The organism is Weissella sp. MSCH1 (genome assembly GCF_045799135.1).
Classification (GTDB): Bacteria; Bacillota; Bacilli; order Lactobacillales; family Lactobacillaceae; genus Weissella.
Genome location: NZ_JBJMBA010000036.1, coordinates 39699 through 63530 on the forward strand (window position 1 = coordinate 39699; position 23832 = coordinate 63530).

Below are 23832 nucleotides of genomic sequence, written 5' to 3' on the forward strand. Positions count from 1 at the left end.
GTTCTCACCTCACTTTCTTGGCATTGCCAATACCGATTGCCATGTCGCCTCATCAAGTGTTCCGTGGTCATGCTTGTACAACATCCATTCAAAGAATTTAGGCCCAATCTTTTCTGTGTCTGAACCATTCGCAACTGCTGCTAATCTCACTTGATCTTGAAATGCAAAAGGATCATTAGGTTCAACCGTTACACCGAACATTTCGAGATATGCATATAGCTGTAACAAGAGTTCACGATTTAACTCATTTGACTCTTTAGATAACGCAAGCCCTTTGTTGTACTCATCAACAAGTGAGTTATGTTTGTCTACAAGCGAATGATTTTCAGCGTTTAGTTCATTAATCACACGACCACTAAGCTTGTGCTCAATCACTACCGCCACTATTGCAATCACAATCACTACCGTCGTCGTCATGTTTATGCCTCCAAAAGTGTTTGCTCATTCGCACCGTTGATTGCAAACATCAATACTTCATCAGGTTGCCAGTTTTGAACGATACGCATAGCTTCATCAAACTTCGCAATCGGCAAATCACCATACGATTCAATGTCGTAACGATTCTTAACGACACGTTCGAGTTGCTTATACACTGCACTTCGTACTGTCTTAGCTTGATAAGCAGCCCCGTAATAGCCACCCATCACTTCTGCTACACGCTTGTTGCGAGCTTTAGTAAAACGACGGCGCATTGAGCTAGGCAATCCCATTTGGTTTTTCAGTTCAGCTAAATCACTTTCAGTTGAAGATTGACGCTCCTCAATTTGTGCGATTTGCTTTTCTTGTTGAACCAACTTGTTGGCACTTGCAGCTACAATTTCCATTTCGGTCATTGATTGTGCTTGGTAACCACCAGTCTTTCGAATGCTTGGCAAGACTTCTTCAGTCACCCAATTTTGAAAACGTTCAGCGGTTTCGTTATTTGCCTTGATTGCTAACTTGTAGAATTGTGGTTCTGTGATGTAATCACCTTTCCCCACAAGTGGAGAATTGTCATCTTTCCGCACATGTGCGGAAACGTTATTTAGGTAGTTATTTACGCGCTTCCATTGAACATAAATGACCCCGTTCTTTTCTTGCGTGATTCCCATACCAATTGCTGCACTTTCTGCATCGAACCTAACTTGTCCGTTTTCCTCTTTAATCTTCAACCCGTTGAAGATTTGTACTTCATTTGCCATAATTGGCCTCCTTTGTTTTTTGATATTATTAACATGAGGATTAACCTCAAAATCTGACGAAAGGTTTATAAACATGAAACTTGACATTGATTATCTTCGTGATGTGATGATTGCTATTGAAGAAGCGCCTTTTCCAGTAACTGCGCAATTCTCTTTAGCAGGGCTTATTGAACATTCTCCAAAACTCAAATCTCACTCCATGGAAGAAACTTACTTCGTTGTAATTCAATTGAAGGAGGCGGGATTTGTTCACGCTGATATTGATCCTCAAATTTACGGGACTATGATCGGACAGCTAAAATTCCAAGGAAATGAATTCCTGAACAACATTCGCTATGATGACATTTGGTCAAAAGTAAAATCATCAGTAGCTGAAGTTGGCGGAACTGCTTCTATAGGCGTTCTGTCTTCCCTAGCACAAGCCGCGATGACCAAGTATTTTGGTCTGGGTTAGTTGGCCAAACCAAGAACTCTGTGCCTTCATATAAGGCGTAGAGTTCTTTTTCTTTAAGCGCCGGTGCATCCTTAACAAGGTTGTCGTGATAACTGCCCCAAATAAATGGAACATGATCCAAACGTTCAACAGGAATTCGACGCTGCTCATCATCATAAAAATACAAAATCACGTCTTTCATATTGGTCTCCTAACTCATTTGCTTGCGACGTTCGCGAAGAACTCCACCAACAAATTGCTCCGCCCCATTCAACACGTTGTTGATTGTTGCGCTACCGGCAACACCTTTCTTCACGTTGACCCAAGTTGTCTTAGATACGCCCAGGTGCTCATAAACTTCCTTTTCAGTCATTTGAGCAGCGTATACTTCACCAATCAGTCGTCCAACGCGATCAAGGTATGATTGGTTGATTGTGATTGCCACCATAATTTGTGCTCCTTTCACGTTTTGGTGTACTTTTGTTCTTTTCTTTTGTTTACACCCACTCTACGGAGTGGTAATATATACAAGTAAATAAGCGCACGAAAGACGCAGTAAACACCTATGTTTTTGAGCGCTTCGTTCTTGCTAGAACACGTCTTTTGTACACCGCTTTTTGTAAAGAACTTTTGTACATGATTATATTACCACTCTGAAAAGTGGAAAACAACCCCAAGACATATCTAAAGTGTGATTTAAAACATAGAAAGTAGAGAAACATTGATATGACGCTGTTTGAACGAGTAAAAGAAGTTTCAAAAAAGCACGGATTTAGCAGTTTACAGACATTATCTGAAGCAGCTGGCCTGTCGCCCAACGTAATATACGGCTGGAAAACTAAAAAGCCTTCCGCTGCGTCACTCCAAGCTGTAGCTGATCAATTAAATGTGAGTGTTGACTACTTATTGGGTAATACTGATGAGATGTACCCTAGAGCTAATGACGACACTCCTGAACACATCAACTTAGACGAAGCACTCCGAAAACAAGGTGTTGTCATGGAATTCCAAGGTAAGGAACTTTCCGACAAGGCCAAAAGAAAAATCCTCGACATCTTGAAAATTGTAGATGGTGACGAGGATTAGTGCTTATGGATTTTTTAGAATTAGAAGAACGAATTGACGCACAAATTAATGCTGCTGGTATCGGAATGATTTACGAGGAACTTGAGCCATACGATCCTGACATTGTATTCATTAGAGATGGTAAACAACCCCTGATGGTCATCAATGAATTATCAGATACTGAAATACCAGTCGTTGCTCGTAAAGCTCACGAGCTATCACACGTTCTAGATGGCGACGGGTCAGCAAGAAGCTACACCTTCAGTATCGGGTTTAAAAATAATGCTGAGCGAATCGCTAACCGCGGTATGGTTTGGCGACTGGCCAAAATCATCTTCGAGGACATCCCCTTAGAAAGTCGTAATTATTACGACTTTATGGAGTGGTTTCACCTTCCTAGTAGTTTTGAGTCAATTGTCGAAGAAGCAGTTAGGCACACATAAATTCAACGGTTATTTTTCATATATAGAGAGGATTAGAAAATGACGCTAACAATGCAAGATATAAAGCATGTTGATTCCAAACATCCAGAGTTGAAAAGGAAACTAATTTTAGAAATTGAACAAATGCATCCATCAATAGATTCAGATTTACTAGATGCAACTATTACAGGATTTTTATTATTCGATAATTCCAACGGCGCTGATCAAGTACTAACAAGCTGGATTCTTTATGTTAAGGCACTCCCTGACACTGAGAGTATCCCAACTAAGTCATTAACTGCAAGCCAACTCCGTAACAAGAGTGAAGTTATTATGGACTACAATACGTGGCTATCATCTGGATCAAATTTTACACCTGAAATTATGAAAATGATGAACGAGGAAACTATCAAAATTGCAAAACAATTTGTCCGTACTGATAACTCTACTACTCTTTACGAGCTAATAAAGAATTGGGAAGTAAAAACGTTCAACACGTACACTGCGGATAAAAAAACACGGGTTATTGAGTTTGTTAAACAGTATAAATAAGTAAATTACAAAGAATACGTGCAAACGTGAATCACGTTAAAAGCTAAGGAGTAGGTTTATATGAATAAACTAGTTAAATATGGGGCTTCTGTTTTTGCGTCAACTATTATTGGTTCTTCAATAGTTGAACCAACACTAATGTCAACGGGCAACGACACTAGTGTATACGCAAAAAGTAAAAAGAAAATGACATATAAGGCATATGCAAAATATCTACAAAATTATCTTGCTGATTCAAAGGTTCGATGGTCGCCAAAGCTTGAGGCTATGGCAATTCTTCCTACTAAAGATAACGCTGATTTAATGTCAGAATACGCTGATACTTATATGACTGACGGCGAATTAGATTCTGATGAACTATCAAATTGGAATGATTATACTGCTCTTATTCGTAAGCAAGCCAAAAAGGCAAAAACTATGACCAAAAGCGCAGAACCAATTGAAATTATCATTTTAAATCCTGAAAACAATGAAATGGCATTGTATGACTACGATGCATACAACGATGAAACCAACATCGACGCCTTTAATGGCATCGGGAACGATTACACTGATTAATCCCTTTATGTTTGAGTTCATTCCCGCTTCTGCGGGATACATATCAACGTCCAGACAGGATTGACGTAAAAAGCTTGAGGAGAATTGGTTAAATGGTAAGTGCTGTTAAATTAAGCAATATCGCTGCGAAGAAAGTCAGTCTTGGTTATTCTGACGATACTAGTCGACTTGCATACGTTCAAGTAAGCAACAAGATGGAATACCTCATTGGCGGCTGGAACGCTTTGCTCAACAAAATTTATATCATCAGCTTTGAAGATGACGGTCTTTTATTCATGGGAGTTGGTCTAACAAACCAATTCACTGATAATGACAAGTTTATTCCTATCGACCAACTAGGTGCCATTTCATACAAGAAGTCATTCATGATTAATGTTCGACGGAGAAAAGTTGATTATCAACTCTTTAGACGGTAAAACTACTGAACACATCATGTACACCATGACAGTTGGATTGTCATGGATCAAAGATGACTTGCCAAACGTCCACGCTGCAATTGATAACTACCCCACTTTAAAGGAACGCATGGATGCAAAGAATGTCCAACCTGAAATAAAGGCATCCTCAAATAGCAACTTGGCCGATCTACGTGAACTTAAGTCACTACTTGATGACGGCATCATCACACAAGATGATTTCGATCGTAAGAAGGCTGAATTACTTGGCTAATCTTTGTCCCCGCTCAGTTAGCGGGATACATACGCTGAATATTTAATCAAGAAAAGGAAGTCGCTCCGTTATGGATGATTTTAAATTATCAGATATTACGAATAAAGATTTAGTGTCTGGAGCAACGGCTTCTGCTTTGGAATTAATTCCTGGATTTGCTGCCATCAAAACGTTTCTTAACGCAACAGAGTCAAGTATACGTGAACGAAAATTACAGGAGTTGTTAACCGAACTAGATAAAAGACTCACTGAAGCTGAAGCAACTTTGAATCAAATAAAATCTAAACCAGAGGAAGCAGTCATTGTTTTTTCTACTTTGCTAAGTGACGGTCAATTACCCAAAAACTCAAAAAAGACAGAACATTATGTAACATCACTAAAAAACGTCATATTGTCCGATGAAGATTTCGATTGGGATAAAGCCGACTACTTCACCTTTGTTTTAAACAATGTTCCTGCTCCCGTGCTTGAGATGATGAAACTAAAGAGCGGGCGATTGGATTCGGATGATTGGTATGCCTTAAATGACAAAATAGCTGAATTTTCAAATGCAGCTATTCAAGTTCTTGTTTCATACGGACTGATGGAAACAACTATCGAATCAGAAACCGCTTTGCATAATCAGAAAACTAAAATCAAAGCAGATTATGCAGTGACACAACTTGGTCACGACTTCATTGAATTTGTATTTAACCTGCCAGCTGGTTGGGAAGGTTGGTAGCCTTTAATCAAAATGCATACCACCCGCTCTGCGGGATACATATGACCGTGATGTCTCTAAACTAATAATCATTTAGGAGAGGATAAAATGAGCAATAACTCTGTAAATATGAAGTTTGACCAAGCTAATAAAAACTTCAAAGAAGTTCAATCTTCAGGCGAAAAGAAATACTCTATGCTTCATCATTGGACTTTTAATAAAAGCCGGTACCTATTGGATGAAGTGCGCCGAAAAGTCAAACGAAACAAAAAAACATATAAACGCGGTGCAATCATCTATGTTGACTATGGCGTCAATATTGGCGGTGAATTTAGCGGCCCACACTTTTCAGTGGTTCTTAATAATTTTGACTCAAAGAACAATGAAAAACTGACCGTTATCCCCCTCACATCTAAAGAGCACGCAAACACAATTGAGCTAACAAACACCATCCAGGAAACTAGTATGGAATTTCTGAGCCAAGCACTCTACGACATATTAAAGGTACCAATTGCCGAAAAGGTGGTATTGGATACTTTGTTAAATAAGTTAGATCCAGATCATGAAATTACAAATCCAACCGAGCTTGTAGAATCTATAACAGATATCAAAAGCAATACAGAGCCAGAAACACCTGCGAATGCCAGTAACGGAATTCCATTACCAGACGGCTGGCCAAATCGAATGGTTCAAGAATTATCCGACTTCAAAACTTCTCTGGATTATGTCAAGACATATATAGCCCAAACAGAAGGAGTTTCAAAAAAAGAGGTCACTGGAGAAATGCTTAATTCCTATATTCACGGTGCAAAATTCGATAGTTTGATAAAAAATGCTAAGGATTTATTTGTAGTTTTTGATAAGTACAAGCAGTACAATCTTCGGACTTTCGCCCGACCAATGGATATAACGACTGTTAGCAAACGGAGAATTCGTAAGATCAACAAGTTTGATCCGATTGGAAAAATTAAAGTTTCATCGGAAACATTAAACGCAATCGAAGACGGTATAAAACAACTATATTTCAAAAAAGTTGACAATTAAAAACAAAACCTGTAATATTTAGTTATCGAAAGCGCCTAGCGCGCACCTATGAAAAAGATTTAAGGCCTTCGCGCCTACCTTTTGCGGTAACCCTTTACGGGTTACCGCTTTTTTATGTTTTAAAAAAAGCGCGCACTCCCTGTCGTTAAACGGTAAGTGCGCGCGTAGCAAATCAAAATGTCTGACAATAAACGATACGTATTTATTGTTAACAGTCAGTTATTATATCATCTACGACCCGGGTAAGTCGTTAAACTGCCCTTTACTTTTATAGAAAGGTTAGGTTTATCCTAATGGCAAGTATCTACAAGCGTGGCAATACGTGGACCGCCAACATATTCGTCATTAAAGATGGAAAACGTCGGCGTAAAACAAAGTCTGGGTTCAAAACTAAGGCTCAAGCTAAAGGCTGGGCAAATGAAATGGAGGTCGCAAAGCAAAATAACACGCTCACATTACGTTCAGATATGCTGTTCGCAGATTTTTATGATAACTGGTTCGTTACATTTAAAGCCCCTACCATAGCAAAAGCAACATCAAGGTGGTACTTATACGTAAGTAAATCAATACGAGATTATTTTCCTAAAACAAAAATCGAGGATGTGACTCGTATTAACTTTCAAAGCTTCTTGAATTCATTTGGGAAAACACACGGGGTTAACACCGCCCGTAAAATGAGAACACTAATTAAACAAGTTGCTGTAGCTGCGATTGCTGATGGTTATATTTCTAAAGACTTTACGTATCGCACTAACATCACTGGTCAGGAACCTAAGTCTGCTGACCTAAAGTTCCTCGAAGAAGATGATATGAAGGCTCTGGCCGACTACATTTCATCCAAACCACTATCCATTAGAGCAGTGACGGATATGATGATCATAACTGCTTTGCAATCAGGCGCCCGATATGCGGAAATTGCAGGACTAGAGTGGCCGGATGTCAATTTTGAAAAAGGCTTCATAAGGATTGAAACAACTTGGGATCAATTTTACAAGGAATTCAAGCCCACAAAAACAAAGTCGTCCATTCGAAACATTGATATGCCTTCTTCATACATGGACGAACTATATGATTGGCACCAGCTTCATCCAGATACAACTTTTGTCTTTCAAGGCAAGAATGATATTCCGCCAACTAGCAACGCTGCAAATAAACAGCTACGTCGCGATTTAGACGATATAGGTGCAACTAAAATTATCACGTTTCACGGTTTACGTCACACTCATGCTTCTTGGTTGTTGGCTCATGACGTTGATTTACATTATGTCTCTGAAAGGCTTGGTCATTCAAATACGACAATCACACTCAACACATATAGCCATTTGCTTAAAACACGTCGAAATTCTGAAATTGATAAGTCAATTAATCTACTTTCTAACCTCTAGTGCTACAAAAGTGCTACACAGAAAAACAACAGGCCGCAGAAACGCTGTTAAATCAACGTTTCCACGGCCTATAAACTTATATAAAAATGCAGCTGGTGGGACTCGAACCCACAACCGCTCGGGTAGAAACCGAGTGCACTATCCAGTTGTGCTACAGCTGCATATAAAATAGATGAGGCAACATTTCACTATCGCCTCATCTATTGTACGGTTAAAACGCTGGTGAATCAAGGTCAGAAGCATCCAAAACATGAGAAATTGCTATTGCGAGTTCTTCCTCAGTTAAATGCAATTCAAATAATCCCAATTTCATAAATGACCGCCAAGCGTGGGCGAAATCACTTTGGCGCTTCTGATGATAACTGTTTAACAGCATCGTCTTAATGCCCATAAATTGATGGGCTAACCGCATTTGTGGAAAACGGGCAAACTTCTCAATATCAGCGTCTTCCAACACCATCAAATGCGTCCACTGTTGCTTTAAACTAATCAACAAAAATTGACTCAAGGCCGTAGCATACAAATCAACAATCGTTGCTTCACCCGTCACAACAGCATCGTGGGGTACATCCCCATTCACCGCATCAACCCGGCGCATCAGCGTACCTAGCGTAATATCCAAATTTAAATAATCATTTAATAGGACATCTTTGGGGCTAATTGGATTTTCCCAATCATAAGCCACAACCCGATAAGCGTCACGCGCTTGCCGTAAATATAATGCAATATCCAATGCCATTATGCTTCCGGCTCCCCATCAGTCTCAGTCGTGTTCGGTTGCAACACTTCCACTTGTGGTGCCTCAGACTTAACTGGTGCAGATGCCCCGTAATTCTTCAACGCACGATTGCCTTGCAAACCGAAAACTAATTCATCGCTTTCGACAGCCAAGTAATGACGCTCCTTCAAGTACCAAGCACCAATGAAGTCGTAATCCAACAAAATATCAAGCCATGAAACAGCATCGTGACCATCGATCACTTGGAAGTGCCAACGTTGTGCCCCAATAGCCGTGGCATCATTTGCATAGAAAATACGGACTTCAACACCCTGTTCAAGTACCAGGCCGGCCCCATTTGGAATGTTTTGCAAGAAGTAGTTTGAATCTGCTGACAACACAAACAAACGATCCAACATACCAGCTGGCATTTCAGTCTGAACCAGTGGATACAAGAAATCATCCTTGGTCTCCAAGATGTTGTAATCGACCTTGTAACCAAATTCGCGTTCCATGTAACGACCGAATTCAGTCAACAATGTCGTCACTGTGCGAATGCGTGGTGCGGTCGTCTTCTTACGATAGTTTTCAACCAACAAGTTCGTAATGGCATCGGCGTTAAACAAAATTTGCTTGCGCTCTAATGACCAGTAGAACAAACGTTCATTCGTCCCAAGCTCAACGAAAAAGGCACCACCATTTGGATCGTCGTTCACAACGAACTCAAATGTTGCTGGCACTTCCAATTCAGTTGGTACCAGCGTTAGTTCTTCACGTTCAGCTGGCGTCAAAATATCGTACGCTGGGATCCCAGCGAAACTCATAAACCGATCCATCGCCAACATGTACCAATCTGCCGGACTGTATTGACGTGGCACAAGGACCCAGTCCGTATCAAGATGCGCTGCCGTTAAACGCTCGGCCAGCATGTGCACACGCGCTGGTTCTTGTGATTCAGCTAATTCACGTACTTGCGCCAACAATTGTTGAATTTGACCAATGTCATCTGTCAACAAGTCAGCATATGCGACTACGCGTTCACGAAGGTGTTCTGTCATAATTACTTACCTCCTTGTGCATCAGCCAAATACGTCACATACGTTTCGTATAATGACGCAACTGCTTCTTGGAAGTTTGCGAATGAACCAAACGTATCTGAGATGGCACGTTGTTCGTAAATCAAAATCGTATCTTCCTTTGATAGATTCAAAATTTGGGCATTGTTTGCTGCAATTAACTCTGGCACTTCTTTCGCCTTGTCGTCCGCAGCATCCAATTGGGCCAAACGTTCCTTCAACACTTCACGCTGCTCATTTTGTGAACGATTACCAAAAATACCACCACGGTCCTCGCTCGACGCCAGTTGGGCCATCAATTGGGCACGTTCAGCATCACGTTGATTTTGATCAGCCACAATTTGTTGCAACGCCTCATTAGCTCGTGTGGTATCTTCAATGACCTGCGCGTTATAACGTTGGCCAGCCTCTGATAATTCAACGGCACGTGCCAACTTTTCATATTCTTGATCATTGAAAATAAAGTTTACAGCTAATGGATCAAGAATACCGAAATGACGGCGATCCCACCAATTTCCAAAGAACAATTGGAACACACCCAATTGCGTTTCTTCGTAATAAAAGAATGGGAACTTTTCTGACAAATACTGAATCAATTGCTGTCCCAAATGGTGACTCAATTCATCCTGCATATCATCCACCAAGACTGACAAGGCACGGTTTGAGGCCGCGTTTTGCGTCTGTCGAATCTTCGTGTTGTACTTTTGGCTATCTAATAATTCATATACCCGGCGATCATCATTCGTCGCAACAGCGTTCTGAATATCCCCGATGTAGTCTAATTTTGCTTGTAGTTTTCCATTTAATACGGATTGATTTGACGGCAAGTCCGTCTTCAAGTATGGCGTGTTCTCCATCTCAACCCCTCCTCGTGTGTGGTTGTCCTAAAACTCATGTCATAACACTAACATCTTAATAGTTCTATCATACAACCTAACCTTAAAGAAAAACGCCAACCTTTCCCCGGTCGGCGTTGTTTTTTAGAACATTTAACGAAAATTTTAGTATTGCTCGAGATATGTGTCCAATTCCCATTGCGATACTTCTTGTCGGTAAGCTTGATACTCAAGACGCTTTGCATCCACAAATGTCCGTGACATGTGTGAACCCAAGGCAGCCTTGATCGTTTCATCCTCATCCAAGTCGTTCACAGCTGCTAGCAAAGTATCTGGCAAATCAGTAATGCCTGCACGCTTGCGCTCACCTTCATCCATCAAGTAGATATTACGGTCAACAGCGTGTGTTGGCTCCAATTCACGTTCAATGCCATCCAAGCCGGCTGCCAAAATAGCAGCAAAGGCCAAGTATGGATTAGCGGTTGGATCAACGGAACGCAATTCCAAACGTGTTGAGTTACCACGTGAAGCTGGGACACGAACCATTGGTGAACGGTTTGAGCCTGACCAAGCCACGTAAACTGGTGCTTCAAAGCCCGGCGTCAAACGCTTGAATGAGTTAACTGTTGGATTTGTAATAGCCGTAAAGTTGGCCGCGTGATCCAAAATACCGCCCAAGAAGTTATAAGCCGTCTTAGACAATTGCAACTCACCAGCTTCATCAAAGAAGGCATTACCTTCCTCGGTGAACAAAGACATGTTCGTGTGCATACCATTACCATTAATACCTGAAATTGGCTTAGGCATAAAGGTTGCGTACATACCGTGCTTACGCGCAATCGTCTTCACAATCAACTTAAACGTTTGAATATTGTCAGCCGCATCAAGTGCATCCGCATACTTAAAGTCAACTTCGTGTTGTCCTGGCGCAACTTCGTGGTGGGCCGCTTCAACTTCAAAGCCCATCTTCTCCATCTCCAACACGATTTCACGACGTGTATTTTCTCCAAGATCAAGTGGTGCTAGGTCAAAGTAACCACCCTTGTCATTCAAATTCATCGTTGGGTTACCATGTTCATCCAGCTTGAACAAGAAGAACTCTGGTTCCGTTCCGATATTAAATGACTTAAAGCCATCTTCCGTCATCTGCTGCAAGACACGCTTCAAATTGCTACGTGGATCACCTGCAAATGGCTCGCGGTCTGCCGTGTAAATATCAGCAATCAAGCGAGCAACCTTACCACCGTGCAAGTCAGTCGCCCATGGGAAAATCATGAACGTTGACAAGTCTGGGTATAGGTACATATCTGACTCTTCAATGCGGACAAACCCTTCAATTGAAGAACCGTCAAACATCAAATTATTGTCGAGTACCTTCTCAAGTTGTGAAACTGGTACTTCAACATTCTTGATTGTACCAAACACGTCTGAGAATTGTAGTCGCAAGAATTCTACGTTTTCTTCTGCAATCATGCGACGAATATCATCCTTGGTATATGCTTTGCGAACCATCTATATCTCCTTTTGATAACTTAGCAATTAAAACGAAATGTCAAAACTTACGCTGACCATTAAAACGTCCAATTTTCAGCAGCTCATCCGCCAACATGTGTCGTAGATTTTCTTCATTTGGTTCAGGCTTTTCAGCTGACTTGCGTTGCTTCTTCGCATCAACCTCATGAATTTCAGACACTGAATACCCAGCATCCAAATAATCTGCGATTTCAATTAACCGGTCTACATCATTTAATGAAAAACGACGTTGTTTACCAGCCCCCCGTTGCGGCGTGATTAAACCCTGCTGATCATAATAACGAATTTGTCGATCAGATAAGTCAGTCAGTTCACGTACGACGCTCATCGGCAATACCGCCAAATCGCGACGAAGTTCTCGTCCACCCATACGTTCTGACCCCCTATGCTTAGCATGTTACCACCGATTATATGTGAAATTTTTAATCATGTCAGCTATTCTGACATGAACCGTTTTACCGCTTCTTTAATGTCAGTTATTTCAGACGGTTTCTGAACTAAGTCAAACCAATGAATGTCCGTAAACTGATTATTGAACCACGTCATCTGCCGTTTTGCGTACCGGCGTGATGCCTGTTTCAACGTTTCCGTTGCTTGTTCTAATGATTCGTCACCAGCTAAATAGCCAAACAGTTCCTTGTAACCAATCGCCTTTCGAGCTGTGCTATCTGCTGGTAAAGCCATCGCAATTTCTGCTTCTGGCAAAATTCCTTGCGTCATCATGGCGTCGACACGTTGATTAATGCGTTCATATATCACTTGTCGATCAGTTGTTAGACCGATAATAAAGGCATCATACAGCCGCTTTGGCTCTGGCTTTTGCTCAGAGAAAGGCTTGCCGGTATGATCACTCACTAGTAAAGCACGCACTAATCGGCGAATCTGACCAGGTAAAATTCGGGCCTCGCTCACCGCGTCCACCCTGCGCAAAGCATCACGCAATACCGCTTCCCCCTCATCACGGGCAATTTGCGTCCACTTCTCCGTAAACGCGTCATCTTGAATATCAACAACCGCTGCTAGTGGCTTATCGCCCAACAACGCTTGCACATAAAAGCCGGTGCCACCAACCAAAATTGGCACCTTACCCCGGGCCGTAATCTCAGCAATCGCTTGCTGGGCTTCCTGCACAAAACGGGCCGCCGAATACGTTTCGGTTGGTTCAGCAATGTCGATCATATGATGCGGTGCTTGTGCCTGTTCCGCCGGTGTTGCCTTCGCCGTCCCGATGTTTAGCCGTCGATAAATTTGCATCGAGTCACCTGATACAATTTCACCATCAACAGCTTGAGCTAAGGCCAAAGATAACGCGGTTTTACCAACCGCTGTCGGCCCAACAATGACAATTAATTTATCCATTTTTACTCATTCACCTATAAAATTTTTGTTGCAATATCCGTAATGATACCGCGTACGCCTAACATCCGGAGTAATGTTGTCCACCCGCGCGTATTCGGGGTCCACCAATAAGTCTTCACGCCGAATGGTCTTAACCAAGCAAGGTACCAATAACGATAATCCAGGTTAACTTGCTGAATAATACCATCCTGCCACAACCGCCAGCTCACCATATTCGGCACATGCCGCAAATAACCAATTGGTACGTTCGCATCTAAGCGACGCCACTTTCGCAAGGGTAACTCTTGAAATGACTGCAGCATCACGGCATTCGGTAATTGTTTCGCCTGCAACTCGCGATACAATTGCTCCGCTCCTACCCGTCCCTTTAATTCAATTAGTAATAACCCTTGATAGTGCGTTGTGGCAATCAACGTCAAAAAATCGCCAAATGTCGCAACATTCGCCGGTACCACGCCATCCTGATCATGCTTCAAAATTAATCGATTACCATACAATTGGACATCAACTTCAAGGCCGTCAACGCCCGCAGCAATCGCCCGTTGGAAGGCAATTAGCGTATTTTCGTCACCTCGGTCGCGATGTGTGCCACGGTGTGCAATAATTAATGTTTTGTTTACAGACATTTCACGAACCTCAGTAGTTTAATTCTTGTTAAATATGTTAAACTTATCTTAACAAATAAATGGAGGAACCACATCATGAAGAAGTTTGGTTTGGGGATTTTGACTGGTGTTGCCGGTACGTTAGCTACTGCCGCAGCCGCTGCTTTGACTTTCCACAAGGTTGCTGTAAAGCCTTTGGAAGAAGAGGAAGCTAAGTTCGAAGAGACAGAACGCAAGGCTGCTCGTAAGGCTGCTCACTCACACGGCGCTCGTTTTTAATCAAGCACATAAAGAAAAGGTTTGGGATGTACATCCCAAACCTTTTTTCATTAGTTAGACTTTGTCTTACCGTTATATTCGGCAAACCCATTCTTGAGGACGAAAATTTCGTTATAACCGTCCTTCTTCAACTTACGTGCCAAACGGGCTGCAAATTGCATGTTCTCGTCGTACAAGAACACAGGCTTGTCCTTACGCAAAGCAGTGTGGTTTTCATTCAACATGGCATATTGAATGTTACGTGCACCTAGGACGTGCTTTGCCTTAAACTTTGCCGGTTCGCGGATATCGATCAATTGTTGACCGCGACTTTGCTTTTCAAATTCTTCTGACTTCAATACCGTTGCCGCGCGCTTCAACGTGGTACGTGTCCAGATGATTGTACCAACTGTCCAAATAACCCAAATTAAAATCAAGACAAACAATGCTTGCAACATACTGCTCAAATCCCCGTTTCGTTAATCATGTTAATTACCATTTTAACAAAACCTAAAGAAAAAGTCTGCCAACCTTTGGCAGACTTTGTTTTTTCTTCAATTATTCAGCGTGACCAACAATCCAGCCATTAACGTAGCCAAAGCCGACGCGCGTGAATGAACCATTCATCTCCCAATCATGGTGCCCGTTTGGCACACCAGTCATGTTTGTTTCGTTAAACCAAGCAGAAATAACATCTTGTCCGGCACCAAAGCCAGCTGCCACAACTTCATTGGCCACTGCCCCTGAATAGTGTGCTTGATCAACACCTGTTTGTGACATTGATGCGGCACGTGCCGTTGCTGACGCAGCTAGGCCATCATCCCAAACGAGTTGTGGCAATCCTGCTGAAGCACGCAAGGCGTTCAATGCATTCAACGTTGCGTCCGCACTGGCTGGTGAAACTGTCGCAACCGGCGCAGTAGATGTAGCTGCACTCGTTGCGACTGGCGCTTCTGAACTAGCTGATGATGCTTGTGAAGCAACTGAACTGGCTGGCGCAACAGATGATGCAGCTGGGGCCAATGACGCTTCGCTTGGCGCTACTGACGCCGCAACACTTGTTGCTGGTGCTTCTGACACCAAATCAAGCTTCTGGCCAACTTCAATCATGTTGGCATTCGTAATGTCATTTTGCTTTGCAATATCGTCCACACTGCGATCCGTCGCTGCTGCAATCGTTGACAACGTGTCACCAGATTGTACAACATATACACGTCCAGCGTCCTTAACAGTTGTCCGTACTTCGTCAACTGTCTTACTGCGCCACCCCTTAGCTGAGTCGTCAGCTGACGCTGCGTTTGTGTGCATAAATGGCAAGACAGCTGCTGCAACCGCAGCCGTCGTCAAGGCCATTCCCTTAATTGATTTATTTACTGATACTTTTTCCATAAGAATCGTTTTTCTCCCTATAGCGTTTCTTATCTATTTTCTTCTCTTTTAATCTACTTACAAAAGTATAGTAAATAATTATTGCTAGTTGTTTACATCCGCGCTTCAAAGCAATTAACAGAATGCTCGAAAAATTGCAAGAACAAATCCTTCATTTCAAATTAAAAAACCAAGTCCCAAAAATGGACTTGGTTTTTCGTCATTATTATTAGTGGACAAATTGGATGCCAGCAGCTGAAATCGTACGAACGTGGTATGCCAATCCAGCGTAGTTACCCTCTGAGATTGTAATCGTACCATCTGAGTTAACAGAATCAACAACCGCAACGTGACCCAATTCACCTGCGCCGTCAAGACCAGGTGCAAAGACAGCAACCGCACCGGCAGCTGGTGTTGCGTCAACTACACGACCTGCTGCCGCAGCTGAAGCACCCCAACCAGAAGCGTTACCCCAGTTGTTACCAACCCATGACAAGGCGTTCTTAACGAACCACGTGCATTGTCCAGCTGGGTAAGTGTTACCAGTCGTATCATACGTTGGCGCAGCAACGGCAGGTTGTGACGCTGCATCGTAAGCAACTGCACCCGTGTTCGTGTATTGCGTCTCGTCGGCTGCAGATGTCGTTGCAACTTGCGCAGCTGCACTAGCAGCCTTGTCTGCTGAGGCAGCTGCTTGCTTAAGGGCATCTGAGGCAGAGTTGTTATCTTGCTTATCTGCTGGCGTCAACTTCAACGTCTCGCCAACCGTGATAAAGTGAACATCTGACAAACCATTAGCCTTGGCAATGTCATCAACACTTTCTCCTGTTGCTTGGGCGATCGTTGACAATGTGTCACCTGTTTGCACCTTGTATTCAGTACCAGCTGACAAGACAACCGCCTTCACGTCGTCAACTGTCTTAGCACGCCATGAGGCCGCTTTGTTTGCATTTGCATCAGCCTTGTTTGCAGTTGAATCTTCAGCAGAAGCGGCCGTTGTGTGTGTCATTGGTAAAATTGCAGCGGCGGCCGTTGCAGCAGCAACAAACCATCCCTTAGTCATGTTTTGAGTTGTCATATTCTTTATTATCCCCTTGATGCGATTTAAGGCGCGTCGCTACGGCAACGTCTTTCCTCTATCCATAAAAAAGTCTATCAACCTGATTTAACGGCCTAGTTACACTGGTATAACAGTTACTAAAAAAATGAAAGCAGCTACAAATGCCGTTATATCAAGGGATTTCATTGTTTTACCCCGCTTTCGTGATACACATGTCACGCCGAAAACGTGAAAACCGGCTACAATATTACGTTTTATTACAAAATGTAATATTTAATGTAATAAAAAAAGCCTGAACCAATAGGGTTCAGACAACTTTATTTCAATTTATAAGTATGTGAAATTTGCGATTAGTGTACAAACATCATGCCGGCCTTTGAAAGCGTACGTGAGTTATATGACAAACCAGCGTAGTTACCTTCTTCAATCGTAATTTGGTCACCATTTACAGCAACAACGACAGCCACGTGACCGTATCCGCCTGATCCACCAACGCCTGGTGCCATCACAGCAACTGATCCAACTGTAGGATTCGTATCAACTAAACGGCCAGCGTACGTTGCTGAGTTAGCCCAGTCCGCTGCGTTACCCCAGTAGTTCCCTACCCAAGGCAAAGCGTTCTTAACAAACCACGTGCATTGTCCAGCAGGATACGTGTTGGCCCCATTTACTGACATATCAGCATTGTATGATGGCGCTACTTCTACAACCGTTGCCTCTTGAGCTGGCACTTCTTGAACGGCCGTTTCTTCGACAGGTGCCACCGTCTCAGCAACTGGCGCTACTTCTTCAGTTACTACTGGGGCAACCTCTTCCGTTGCCACTGGTGCAGCTTCAACCGGTGCCTCAACAGGGGCAACTTCCGTGGCTGGTGTCTCAACTTGAGCAACCGTTTCTGTAACTTGAGCTGGCTCTGTTGCTACTTCAACTGGGGCACCAGTCAATTCGATTGTTTGACCAACCACAATGAAGTGAATGTCATCAATCTTGTTAGCAGCCGCAATTTCTTCAGCCGTCAAATCCGTTGCTGATGCAATTGATGACAACGTGTCACCTTCTTGAACCAAGTACGTTTGACCCGCTGTTTGAACAGCTGAGACAACCTGATCAACCGTCTTAGCACGCCATGATGACGTCGTTTGTGTTGGTGCTACTTCTTCATTAGCATATGTTGCATCCATGTGGAACATTGGCATAACCAAAGCCGCTGCAGCTAATACCGTACCTGCTACCCAGTTCTTACCTGACTTGTACAACTTCTTACGTGATGTTACGTTTTGCATGATTAACTCCCTTTTCGTCGCTCGTGTAAAGCGTGTCTTACTTTTTTAAGTTTATGATTTTTGTTTTCGTCGTTGCCTTAACAACATAATCTATCTTATCGAGGACGCGTAACAGGCGTATAACAGGCGCCAAACAACCTGTGACGCACAAATTCTTCATAAATCACACACGTGTAAATCAGCGCTACATCAACGTCTTGTTTCAGTCGTTCATACCATGTTCATAATTCGTGCATATTTCATTTTGTGAATTAGCTTACTATTTCACCATAAACAGGTGCAATGTTACATTTTGTTACAAATATCTCGGCGATTTTCAGTAAATGCCGTCATATTTGCCTATAAAAAAAGGCATTCTAGATACTATTCATAGGGAAATTCAGCAATTTCTTTTTCTAATGCGGCCGTCCACTTTTCCAAATATTCTTTAGGCTTTCCATATCCTTTTATTGACTCAAAATACGTGCCGAGCCACTGTACTCGTTCATCGTGATTGGTTATATGTCTAAGAGTCCAATCGATTTTGGCGCTTTCTGCACTCGTGAGTTGTTGGTCATAGCCGTATTTAATAGAAGGGTTGTAATCCGGTTCAATCTTTTGAATTTTTTCTAGTAATTCTCCCAAGTAATTATCAATTGATAGAATAAATTCTTCTAAATTTTTCTGACTTGCCGCATTACCAACTTTTATATCAAATTTATTATATGGCATAGATGCCTCCTTAATTAATGACGTTCGCTATATTTCTTGCCATAGTGACTGTTCTGGACCTAGTGTCCCGTGACTTATTACAGTGTGTAATTTTAACGGTGGTACAACTACAAATCTTCTCCATTATTCAATTTACTTTTAAACATAATTTCGTTTTAGCTTATATATGCTAAAAAATAGCCACAAAAAAACGAGTATCGTGACGATACTCGTTTTTAATGACTTCTATTTATAATTAGGCAATCGTACGATCTGAGTTACGGGCCAATGAAGCAGCACCGTATGCACCAGCATCGTTACCCAACTCTGCCAACTTCACTTCAGTTACGTCTCGCGTAGCCTTGAAAGCAAATTGGCTAAAGTTCTTGGCAACACGGTCCAACAAGAACTTACCAGCGGCTGAAACACCACCACCGATAACAACTGAAGATGGGTTCAAGATGTTTGAGATGTTGGCTGAAGCCAAACCAAGGTAGTAAGCCACCTTGTCGACAACTTCATTTGCCAAGTAATCCCCATCCTTTGCCAAGTCAAAGACAATCTTTGACGTCACTTCTTCACCATTGTCGACCATAGCCTTCAATTGTGAGTTACCAGCGTAAGCTTCGGCAAAATCTTGTGCCAAGTGGACAACACCTGTTGCTGAAGCATATTGCTCCAAGCAACCGTAATTACCACATGTGCACAAATATCCACCAGGTTCGACGATCATGTGACCGACCTCACCACCAGCACCGGCAACACCGTGGATCAACTTACCATCGTTAATCAATCCACCACCAACACCAGTTCCCAACGTAATGAATGCAACGTCTGGTTGGTTGTTTCCAGCACCACGCCATTGCTCACCCAAAGCGGCAGCGTTAGCGTCATTGTCCATCGTCAATGGCAAGCCAGTACCAGCTTCAATTTGTTCGCGGACGTTTTGCGTTTCCTTCCAGTTCAAGTTGAACGCTGCACGAACCGTTCCGTTCTCAGTGTCAACCGTTCCCGGCGTACCCATTCCAATACCAATGATGCGGTCCTTATCCAATTGGTACAAGTCCAAGTGGTGGTTAATTGAATCAATGATGTCGGGTACAATGTGTGAACCTTCGTCCAAGATGTTTGTCTTGATTGACCACTTTTGTTGAATCTCACCTTCAGCAGTCAAAATGGCAAACTTGATGGTTGTTCCACCAAGGTCAACACCGATTAGCTTGTCTTTAGCCATCTGTTCTTTCCTCGTTATTTCTCAAAAAATATATTTGTAATCGCTTTCTTGCTTTCAACATTATTAATTATAACGCATTTTCCAATTAAAACAAGCATTTTAGTGAAAACGGTTACAAAGTTGATTTACAAGGCTTGGCGTCGCTCTTCATCTTCGTGTTCATGTCGTAATACTAACTTGATTTGCGCATATTCTTTTGCTTCTAACAAGCCAGCCTTATACATATTGTCAATTTCAATTGCCGCCAATTCAATATCCCATAAGCGGTTACCTACGTGAATATAAATATCGTATTTCTTCAATAAATTTAACACATCCAAAAATGTCCGCATCTCATCACGCTCCTTAGATACGATTTATCGCAATGCTAAATATCACTGCTAAAAATGCGAGATACACGATCACTGCTAATAAGCGGTGCCACACGCGTACCTTAAACAAGCCGGTGTAGTGAAAGCCCGAAATAAAGGCTGGCACCAGAATAAATCCACCTAGCAAGCCCCCAATGTGGGCACTTAAATCAATATCTGGCGTTGCAAACGACGACACAATTGATAACAAGATAAAAATTCCCATCAATTTTGCCTGACTACGCCAGTATGCGCGGCGTTTGTCCAACAGCCCTAACATACCAATGGCACCGAACAGCCCAAAGATTCCGCCTGAAGCCCCAGCTGAAATGACATTAACCCCGCCAAAGGCCAGGCTCATCAAATTACCACTAATCACTGTTAGGAAAAACAGTGCCAGGAAACGCCATGGTCCCAACTCAATCTCAAGTAACCGGCCGATAAAGTATAGCGTAATCATATTAAAAGCCAGGTGGGAAAACGTCACGTGCAAAAAGCCTGCCGTTATCAAACGCCACCACTGGTGTAACTGATAAACAGCCGGTGAAAATTGGGCGCCAGAATGAAATAACACTTGTGAGTTAATGGTAAAGCTGTGCGCTTGTAAGACTTCCCATAAGTAAACAAGCACCATCACGGTCACTAAACCAGCGGTGGCCGGCGTCGCTTTAAACGCCCGCTTGAAATCATTAGTCATGAATATTATTCCTCATTTTTAAAAATTAAAACTTGATCAACTTGTTGGTCAGTCGTTTCAATCGGCCAACTAGGTTGGGGATAAACATTTTCTGCCAGCGCCAATGCGACTGTCCGAGCTGTGGTTTGGGGTAACCAGCGATCATAGTACCCGCCACCAAAGCCAATTCGGTCACCAGCTTCGCTAAAGGCCAATCCTGGAACGACCACAAAGTCAATCTCAGTTGGCGCCACAACTTCATCCCCCACTGGCTCTAACATGCCGAAGCGGTGCCGCTCATATGTTGTGGCTGGCGTCACTACAATAAAGGTCATCTGTCGACCGGGTTGGACGCGAGGCAAAACCACACGTTTCCCCTGTAGCATCGCCGTTTGAATCAGTAACTGGGTCGGTATTTCATCATCTTGAGACAACGTTAGTGCGACCGTTTTCGCTGATTGCCACGCTGGCAATGTCGTCACTTGTGTCACAACGGCTTGCATCAACGATCCCCGTTGTGCATCAGAGAGCGTAGCTAAATTGGCTAGTGCCTGTTGTCTAACTGCTTTTTTTTCCATCAAACCGATTCCCCCCTTACCAAAAAACTGGTACTTACAATCATAAGTACCAGTTTATCACAATAGTTCTTAGTCTAAGAACCGTTTATTATCAAGGAATTATCCCTTATTTGTTAGCTGACCCAGCGTCTTGGACATCCTTCCAAAAGGCAGCGTAAATTTGTGACCCAATTGCTTGGTTAACGTTTTCATCAGCGTCGTCCGTTCCTGGAATAACAACCGCCAAGGCCACGTCTGAATCTGGCACGAATGAAATCAACGAACTCGTAACAGTCGTTGCCCCATTCGTCGTCGTTTCAGCAGTTCCCGTCTTAGCACTAACTTCAGGCTTAACATCCTTCAAGTGCGTTCCAGTGGCATAGCCTGAGCTACTGTGCACAACTTCATTCATACCCTTCCAAATCAAGTCACGTTCCTCCTTCGTCCAACCAACAGTCCCAAGGACTTCGGTTGGAATCGTCGTGGTCGTCGTTACCTTATTGGCCGTGTCACGGGATTGAATTGATTGCACAATGTGCGGACGGACACGGTAACCGCCGTTTGCAATAGTTGCAACGTATTGTGCAAGTTGCATCGTTGTGTACGTATCATACTGTCCGAATGATTCATCCAAGGCGTTACCGATGTGATCCCGACTTGTTGATCCCTTGATACCCGTGATTTCACCAGGCAAATCAATACCGGTCTTCACACCTAATCCGAAACGGGCGAATCCGTCACGCATCGTTTGGTAAACAGACGTTGGCAAGGCACCCAATGACATACCTGGGAAGTAGTTCAAACCACCCAAGCGTAGCATAACTTGCATAACGTACGTGTTAGAAGACATCATCAAAGCAGTATCGGCTGTCAATGGCATGTTACCACTACCATTACGGTTCCACCATGATGACTTTGTTGGTGTTCCAGCAACTGAAATTGGTTGATCAGTAATCGTATTATTTTCTGGTGTAATCGCACCATTCATAAATCCGGTTGTGATCATTGCCGGCTTAACAACAGATCCGACAACGTTAGCTTGGTTAACCGTCGACAAGGCATCGGGCGTTAGCTTCCCCGTTTCATAATCACGGTTAACACCAGCTGTTGCATAAATACCACCTGTCTTTGGGTTAATCACGACCGCGTATGCACCTGTTGTATTACCACCAGGAATATTCTTCTCCAAAATGTCTTGCACATCATTCTGGAACTTTGCGTTAATCGTTAACGTTAAGTTGTCACCAGCTTGACCCTTATATTGGGTAGTTTCCTTCGTGTTGCCATCTTTATCAGTTGTGACTGCAACCCGGGCTTTCGTCCCCTTTAACGTCGACTCATACTGCTTTTCCAAGTATGACGTTCCCACGACATCATCACGTGAGTAGCCTTGGGTTAGCAAAGAATTGACACTGTCTTCAGGCAACCCTGACTTTGAAGTAGACGTGCCACCGACTAGTGACTTAATCGCATCACCTTGTGGATAGTCACGCGTGTAGTAGATACCAACCTTAACGCCAGGCATCTTTGATTGACGCTCACCGATATCTGCAATTTCTTGTTGCGTCACATCAGTTTCTTTCAAGTAAACCGTTGACAAGGCATATGAATTTGCCATCTTCTGGTAAATCATTGCCTTATTCTTTTGCAAATCCGTTAATGGGAAACGCTTTTTATGTTTTTCTACGTAGCTACGTAGCGCATTCACGTATGCATCCGTACCAGGAGCAGCCTTTGTGCCACTCGCTTCAACCACGCGCTTAGCACGCTTAGGGTCTTGAATATAATACGTTGCATAGTTAGGTGTTGATAGCTGCTTCGTATCGACAGTTAAGTACTTACCAACATTATTCGCAATGGCGTACATTTCTGCGTCAGTAATGCTTTTTGGCTTAGTATAAGTAATCGCCTGTGATCCCTTATTCGCAACCAAAGCTTGGCCGGTACTATCATAAATCATGCCTCGTTGGACATTAACTTGTTCGACGCTGGATTCGGCACTCGTCACGGCAGTCTTATATTTTGCACTATCCGTAATCTGTAGTGTTGCCAATCGCCAGCCCAATGCACCGAGCATCAGTACAACAATACCCATCAAAACATTCAGCCGGACAGGAATACGTGACAACGAACCGTTAGTTGACACACGTCGCTTGCCACGGCGCTTAGGTGATTGCATAACTCGACCCTTTCTTTCTATTCAATCTAATTGTTTAATTG

General features: G+C 42.9%; 32 protein-coding genes and 1 tRNA gene. 11 read left to right on the top strand and 22 right to left on the bottom strand.

Going from position 1 to position 23832, the window contains the following annotated elements; all coding sequences use genetic code 11:
• Nucleotides 1–9: 9 nt before the first annotated feature.
• The gene (locus tag ACJ28U_RS04415) at nt 10–417 is read right to left on the bottom strand and encodes a hypothetical protein (RefSeq protein WP_407618521.1); all 408 of its coding nucleotides are present in this window, start codon (nt 415–417) and stop codon (nt 10–12) included.
• Between the two features lie 2 nt (nt 418–419).
• Nucleotides 420–1181 carry an ORF6C domain-containing protein gene (locus ACJ28U_RS04420; protein WP_407618522.1) on the bottom strand — a complete coding sequence of 254 codons (762 nt, stop codon included), beginning with the start codon at nt 1179–1181 and terminating at the stop codon, nt 420–422.
• 73 nt (nt 1182–1254) lie between these two features.
• Between ACJ28U_RS04420 and ACJ28U_RS04425 the strand changes: the two genes are divergently transcribed.
• Nucleotides 1255–1635 carry a DUF2513 domain-containing protein gene (locus tag ACJ28U_RS04425; protein WP_407618523.1) on the top strand — a complete coding sequence of 127 codons (381 nt, stop codon included), beginning with the start codon at nt 1255–1257 and terminating at the stop codon, nt 1633–1635.
• Here ACJ28U_RS04425 and ACJ28U_RS04430 read toward each other — a convergent pair.
• Complete coding sequence (locus ACJ28U_RS04430; protein WP_407618524.1) at nt 1574–1816, bottom strand: hypothetical protein; 243 nt, start codon at nt 1814–1816, stop codon at nt 1574–1576. The two genes, ACJ28U_RS04425 and ACJ28U_RS04430, sit on opposite strands and share 62 nt — an antisense overlap.
• Before the next feature lie 9 nt (nt 1817–1825).
• Nucleotides 1826–2062 carry a hypothetical protein gene (locus ACJ28U_RS04435; protein WP_407618525.1) on the bottom strand — a complete coding sequence of 79 codons (237 nt, stop codon included), beginning with the start codon at nt 2060–2062 and terminating at the stop codon, nt 1826–1828.
• Between the two features lie 278 nt (nt 2063–2340).
• Here ACJ28U_RS04435 and ACJ28U_RS04440 point away from each other — a divergent pair, with 278 nt between their 5' ends.
• From ACJ28U_RS04440 to ACJ28U_RS04480, 9 genes are all read left to right on the top strand, one after another.
• Nucleotides 2341–2700 (top strand): helix-turn-helix domain-containing protein, encoded by a 360-nt coding sequence (locus ACJ28U_RS04440; protein ID WP_407618526.1) that lies wholly within the window; start codon nt 2341–2343, stop codon nt 2698–2700.
• A gap of 5 nt (nt 2701–2705) precedes the next feature.
• Nucleotides 2706–3122 (top strand): hypothetical protein, encoded by a 417-nt coding sequence (locus tag ACJ28U_RS04445; RefSeq protein WP_407618527.1) that lies wholly within the window; start codon nt 2706–2708, stop codon nt 3120–3122.
• A 39-nt stretch (nt 3123–3161) separates the two neighbouring features.
• A complete protein-coding gene (locus ACJ28U_RS04450) occupies nt 3162–3653 on the top strand; it encodes a hypothetical protein (RefSeq protein ID WP_407618528.1) in 492 nt (163 codons plus the stop codon).
• A gap of 60 nt (nt 3654–3713) precedes the next feature.
• Nucleotides 3714–4211 (top strand): hypothetical protein, encoded by a 498-nt coding sequence (locus ACJ28U_RS04455; protein ID WP_407618529.1) that lies wholly within the window; start codon nt 3714–3716, stop codon nt 4209–4211.
• A gap of 92 nt (nt 4212–4303) precedes the next feature.
• Nucleotides 4304–4627 carry a hypothetical protein gene (locus ACJ28U_RS04460; RefSeq protein ID WP_407618530.1) on the top strand — a complete coding sequence of 108 codons (324 nt, stop codon included), beginning with the start codon at nt 4304–4306 and terminating at the stop codon, nt 4625–4627.
• A gap of 25 nt (nt 4628–4652) precedes the next feature.
• Nucleotides 4653–4880 carry an SHOCT domain-containing protein gene (locus ACJ28U_RS04465; RefSeq protein ID WP_407618531.1) on the top strand — a complete coding sequence of 76 codons (228 nt, stop codon included), beginning with the start codon at nt 4653–4655 and terminating at the stop codon, nt 4878–4880.
• 70 nt (nt 4881–4950) lie between these two features.
• A complete protein-coding gene (locus ACJ28U_RS04470) occupies nt 4951–5601 on the top strand; it encodes a hypothetical protein (protein ID WP_407618532.1) in 651 nt (216 codons plus the stop codon).
• Between the two features lie 87 nt (nt 5602–5688).
• Entirely contained in the window at nt 5689–6624 is a 936-nt protein-coding gene (locus ACJ28U_RS04475; protein ID WP_407618533.1) for a type II toxin-antitoxin system PemK/MazF family toxin, read from the top strand.
• A gap of 293 nt (nt 6625–6917) precedes the next feature.
• Complete coding sequence (locus ACJ28U_RS04480) at nt 6918–8009, top strand: site-specific integrase (protein WP_407618534.1); 1092 nt, start codon at nt 6918–6920, stop codon at nt 8007–8009.
• Nucleotides 8010–8096: 87 nt separating this feature from the next.
• Here ACJ28U_RS04480 and ACJ28U_RS04485 read toward each other — a convergent pair.
• The 8 genes from ACJ28U_RS04485 to ACJ28U_RS04520 all read right to left on the bottom strand — a co-directional run bounded on the left by ACJ28U_RS04485 (nt 8097) and on the right by ACJ28U_RS04520 (nt 14157).
• Nucleotides 8097–8170 (bottom strand) — tRNA-Arg (locus ACJ28U_RS04485).
• A gap of 50 nt (nt 8171–8220) precedes the next feature.
• On the bottom strand, nt 8221–8748 hold the full coding sequence (locus ACJ28U_RS04490; RefSeq protein ID WP_106444717.1) for a dUTPase: 528 nt from the start codon (nt 8746–8748) through the stop codon (nt 8221–8223).
• A complete protein-coding gene (locus ACJ28U_RS04495) occupies nt 8748–9785 on the bottom strand; it encodes a hypothetical protein (protein ID WP_407618535.1) in 1038 nt (345 codons plus the stop codon). The genes ACJ28U_RS04490 and ACJ28U_RS04495 overlap by 1 nt, the downstream gene beginning before the upstream one ends.
• A 2-nt stretch (nt 9786–9787) precedes the next feature.
• Nucleotides 9788–10660, bottom strand: a complete 873-nt coding sequence (locus ACJ28U_RS04500; RefSeq protein ID WP_010372378.1) for a hypothetical protein — start codon at nt 10658–10660, stop codon at nt 9788–9790.
• A gap of 144 nt (nt 10661–10804) precedes the next feature.
• A complete protein-coding gene (gene glnA, locus ACJ28U_RS04505) occupies nt 10805–12151 on the bottom strand; it encodes a type I glutamate--ammonia ligase (protein ID WP_099088445.1) in 1347 nt (448 codons plus the stop codon).
• Between the two features lie 40 nt (nt 12152–12191).
• Entirely contained in the window at nt 12192–12542 is a 351-nt protein-coding gene (locus ACJ28U_RS04510; RefSeq protein ID WP_010372371.1) for a MerR family transcriptional regulator, read from the bottom strand.
• Between the two features lie 65 nt (nt 12543–12607).
• Nucleotides 12608–13531, bottom strand: a complete 924-nt coding sequence (gene miaA / locus ACJ28U_RS04515; protein ID WP_407618536.1) for a tRNA (adenosine(37)-N6)-dimethylallyltransferase MiaA — start codon at nt 13529–13531, stop codon at nt 12608–12610.
• Nucleotides 13532–13545: 14 nt separating this feature from the next.
• On the bottom strand, nt 13546–14157 hold the full coding sequence (locus tag ACJ28U_RS04520; RefSeq protein WP_407618537.1) for a glycerophosphodiester phosphodiesterase: 612 nt from the start codon (nt 14155–14157) through the stop codon (nt 13546–13548).
• Nucleotides 14158–14232: 75 nt separating this feature from the next.
• On the opposite strand from ACJ28U_RS04520, the gene ACJ28U_RS04525 reads away from it, so the two are divergent.
• Nucleotides 14233–14415 carry a DUF3042 family protein gene (locus ACJ28U_RS04525; protein ID WP_010372363.1) on the top strand — a complete coding sequence of 61 codons (183 nt, stop codon included), beginning with the start codon at nt 14233–14235 and terminating at the stop codon, nt 14413–14415.
• 50 nt (nt 14416–14465) lie between these two features.
• Here ACJ28U_RS04525 and ACJ28U_RS04530 read toward each other — a convergent pair whose 3' ends face one another.
• The 10 genes from ACJ28U_RS04530 to ACJ28U_RS04575 all read right to left on the bottom strand — a co-directional run bounded on the left by ACJ28U_RS04530 (nt 14466) and on the right by ACJ28U_RS04575 (nt 23791).
• A complete protein-coding gene (locus ACJ28U_RS04530) occupies nt 14466–14852 on the bottom strand; it encodes a rhodanese-like domain-containing protein (protein WP_043707726.1) in 387 nt (128 codons plus the stop codon).
• A 100-nt stretch (nt 14853–14952) separates the two neighbouring features.
• Entirely contained in the window at nt 14953–15783 is an 831-nt protein-coding gene (locus ACJ28U_RS04535; RefSeq protein ID WP_043941861.1) for a CAP domain-containing protein, read from the bottom strand.
• Between the two features lie 208 nt (nt 15784–15991).
• Nucleotides 15992–16840, bottom strand: coding sequence for a CHAP domain-containing protein (locus tag ACJ28U_RS04540; protein ID WP_407618538.1), 849 nt, complete (start codon nt 16838–16840; stop codon nt 15992–15994).
• Between the two features lie 332 nt (nt 16841–17172).
• Nucleotides 17173–18105, bottom strand: coding sequence for a CHAP domain-containing protein (locus tag ACJ28U_RS04545; protein WP_407618539.1), 933 nt, complete (start codon nt 18103–18105; stop codon nt 17173–17175).
• Nucleotides 18106–18468: 363 nt separating this feature from the next.
• Nucleotides 18469–18816, bottom strand: a complete 348-nt coding sequence (locus tag ACJ28U_RS04550) for a hypothetical protein (RefSeq protein WP_407618540.1) — start codon at nt 18814–18816, stop codon at nt 18469–18471.
• A gap of 235 nt (nt 18817–19051) precedes the next feature.
• The gene (locus ACJ28U_RS04555; RefSeq protein ID WP_010372352.1) at nt 19052–20029 is read right to left on the bottom strand and encodes an ROK family glucokinase; all 978 of its coding nucleotides are present in this window, start codon (nt 20027–20029) and stop codon (nt 19052–19054) included.
• 125 nt (nt 20030–20154) lie between these two features.
• Nucleotides 20155–20361: a YqgQ family protein gene (locus tag ACJ28U_RS04560; protein ID WP_010372349.1), complete on the bottom strand. Its 207-nt coding sequence runs from the start codon at nt 20359–20361 to the stop codon at nt 20155–20157.
• A gap of 13 nt (nt 20362–20374) precedes the next feature.
• Entirely contained in the window at nt 20375–21076 is a 702-nt protein-coding gene (locus ACJ28U_RS04565) for a rhomboid family intramembrane serine protease (protein ID WP_407618541.1), read from the bottom strand.
• 5 nt (nt 21077–21081) lie between these two features.
• Entirely contained in the window at nt 21082–21633 is a 552-nt protein-coding gene (locus tag ACJ28U_RS04570) for a 5-formyltetrahydrofolate cyclo-ligase (protein ID WP_407618542.1), read from the bottom strand.
• Nucleotides 21634–21739: 106 nt separating this feature from the next.
• Nucleotides 21740–23791, bottom strand: coding sequence for a peptidoglycan D,D-transpeptidase FtsI family protein (locus ACJ28U_RS04575; RefSeq protein ID WP_407618543.1), 2052 nt, complete (start codon nt 23789–23791; stop codon nt 21740–21742).
• Nucleotides 23792–23832: the final 41 nt, after the last annotated feature.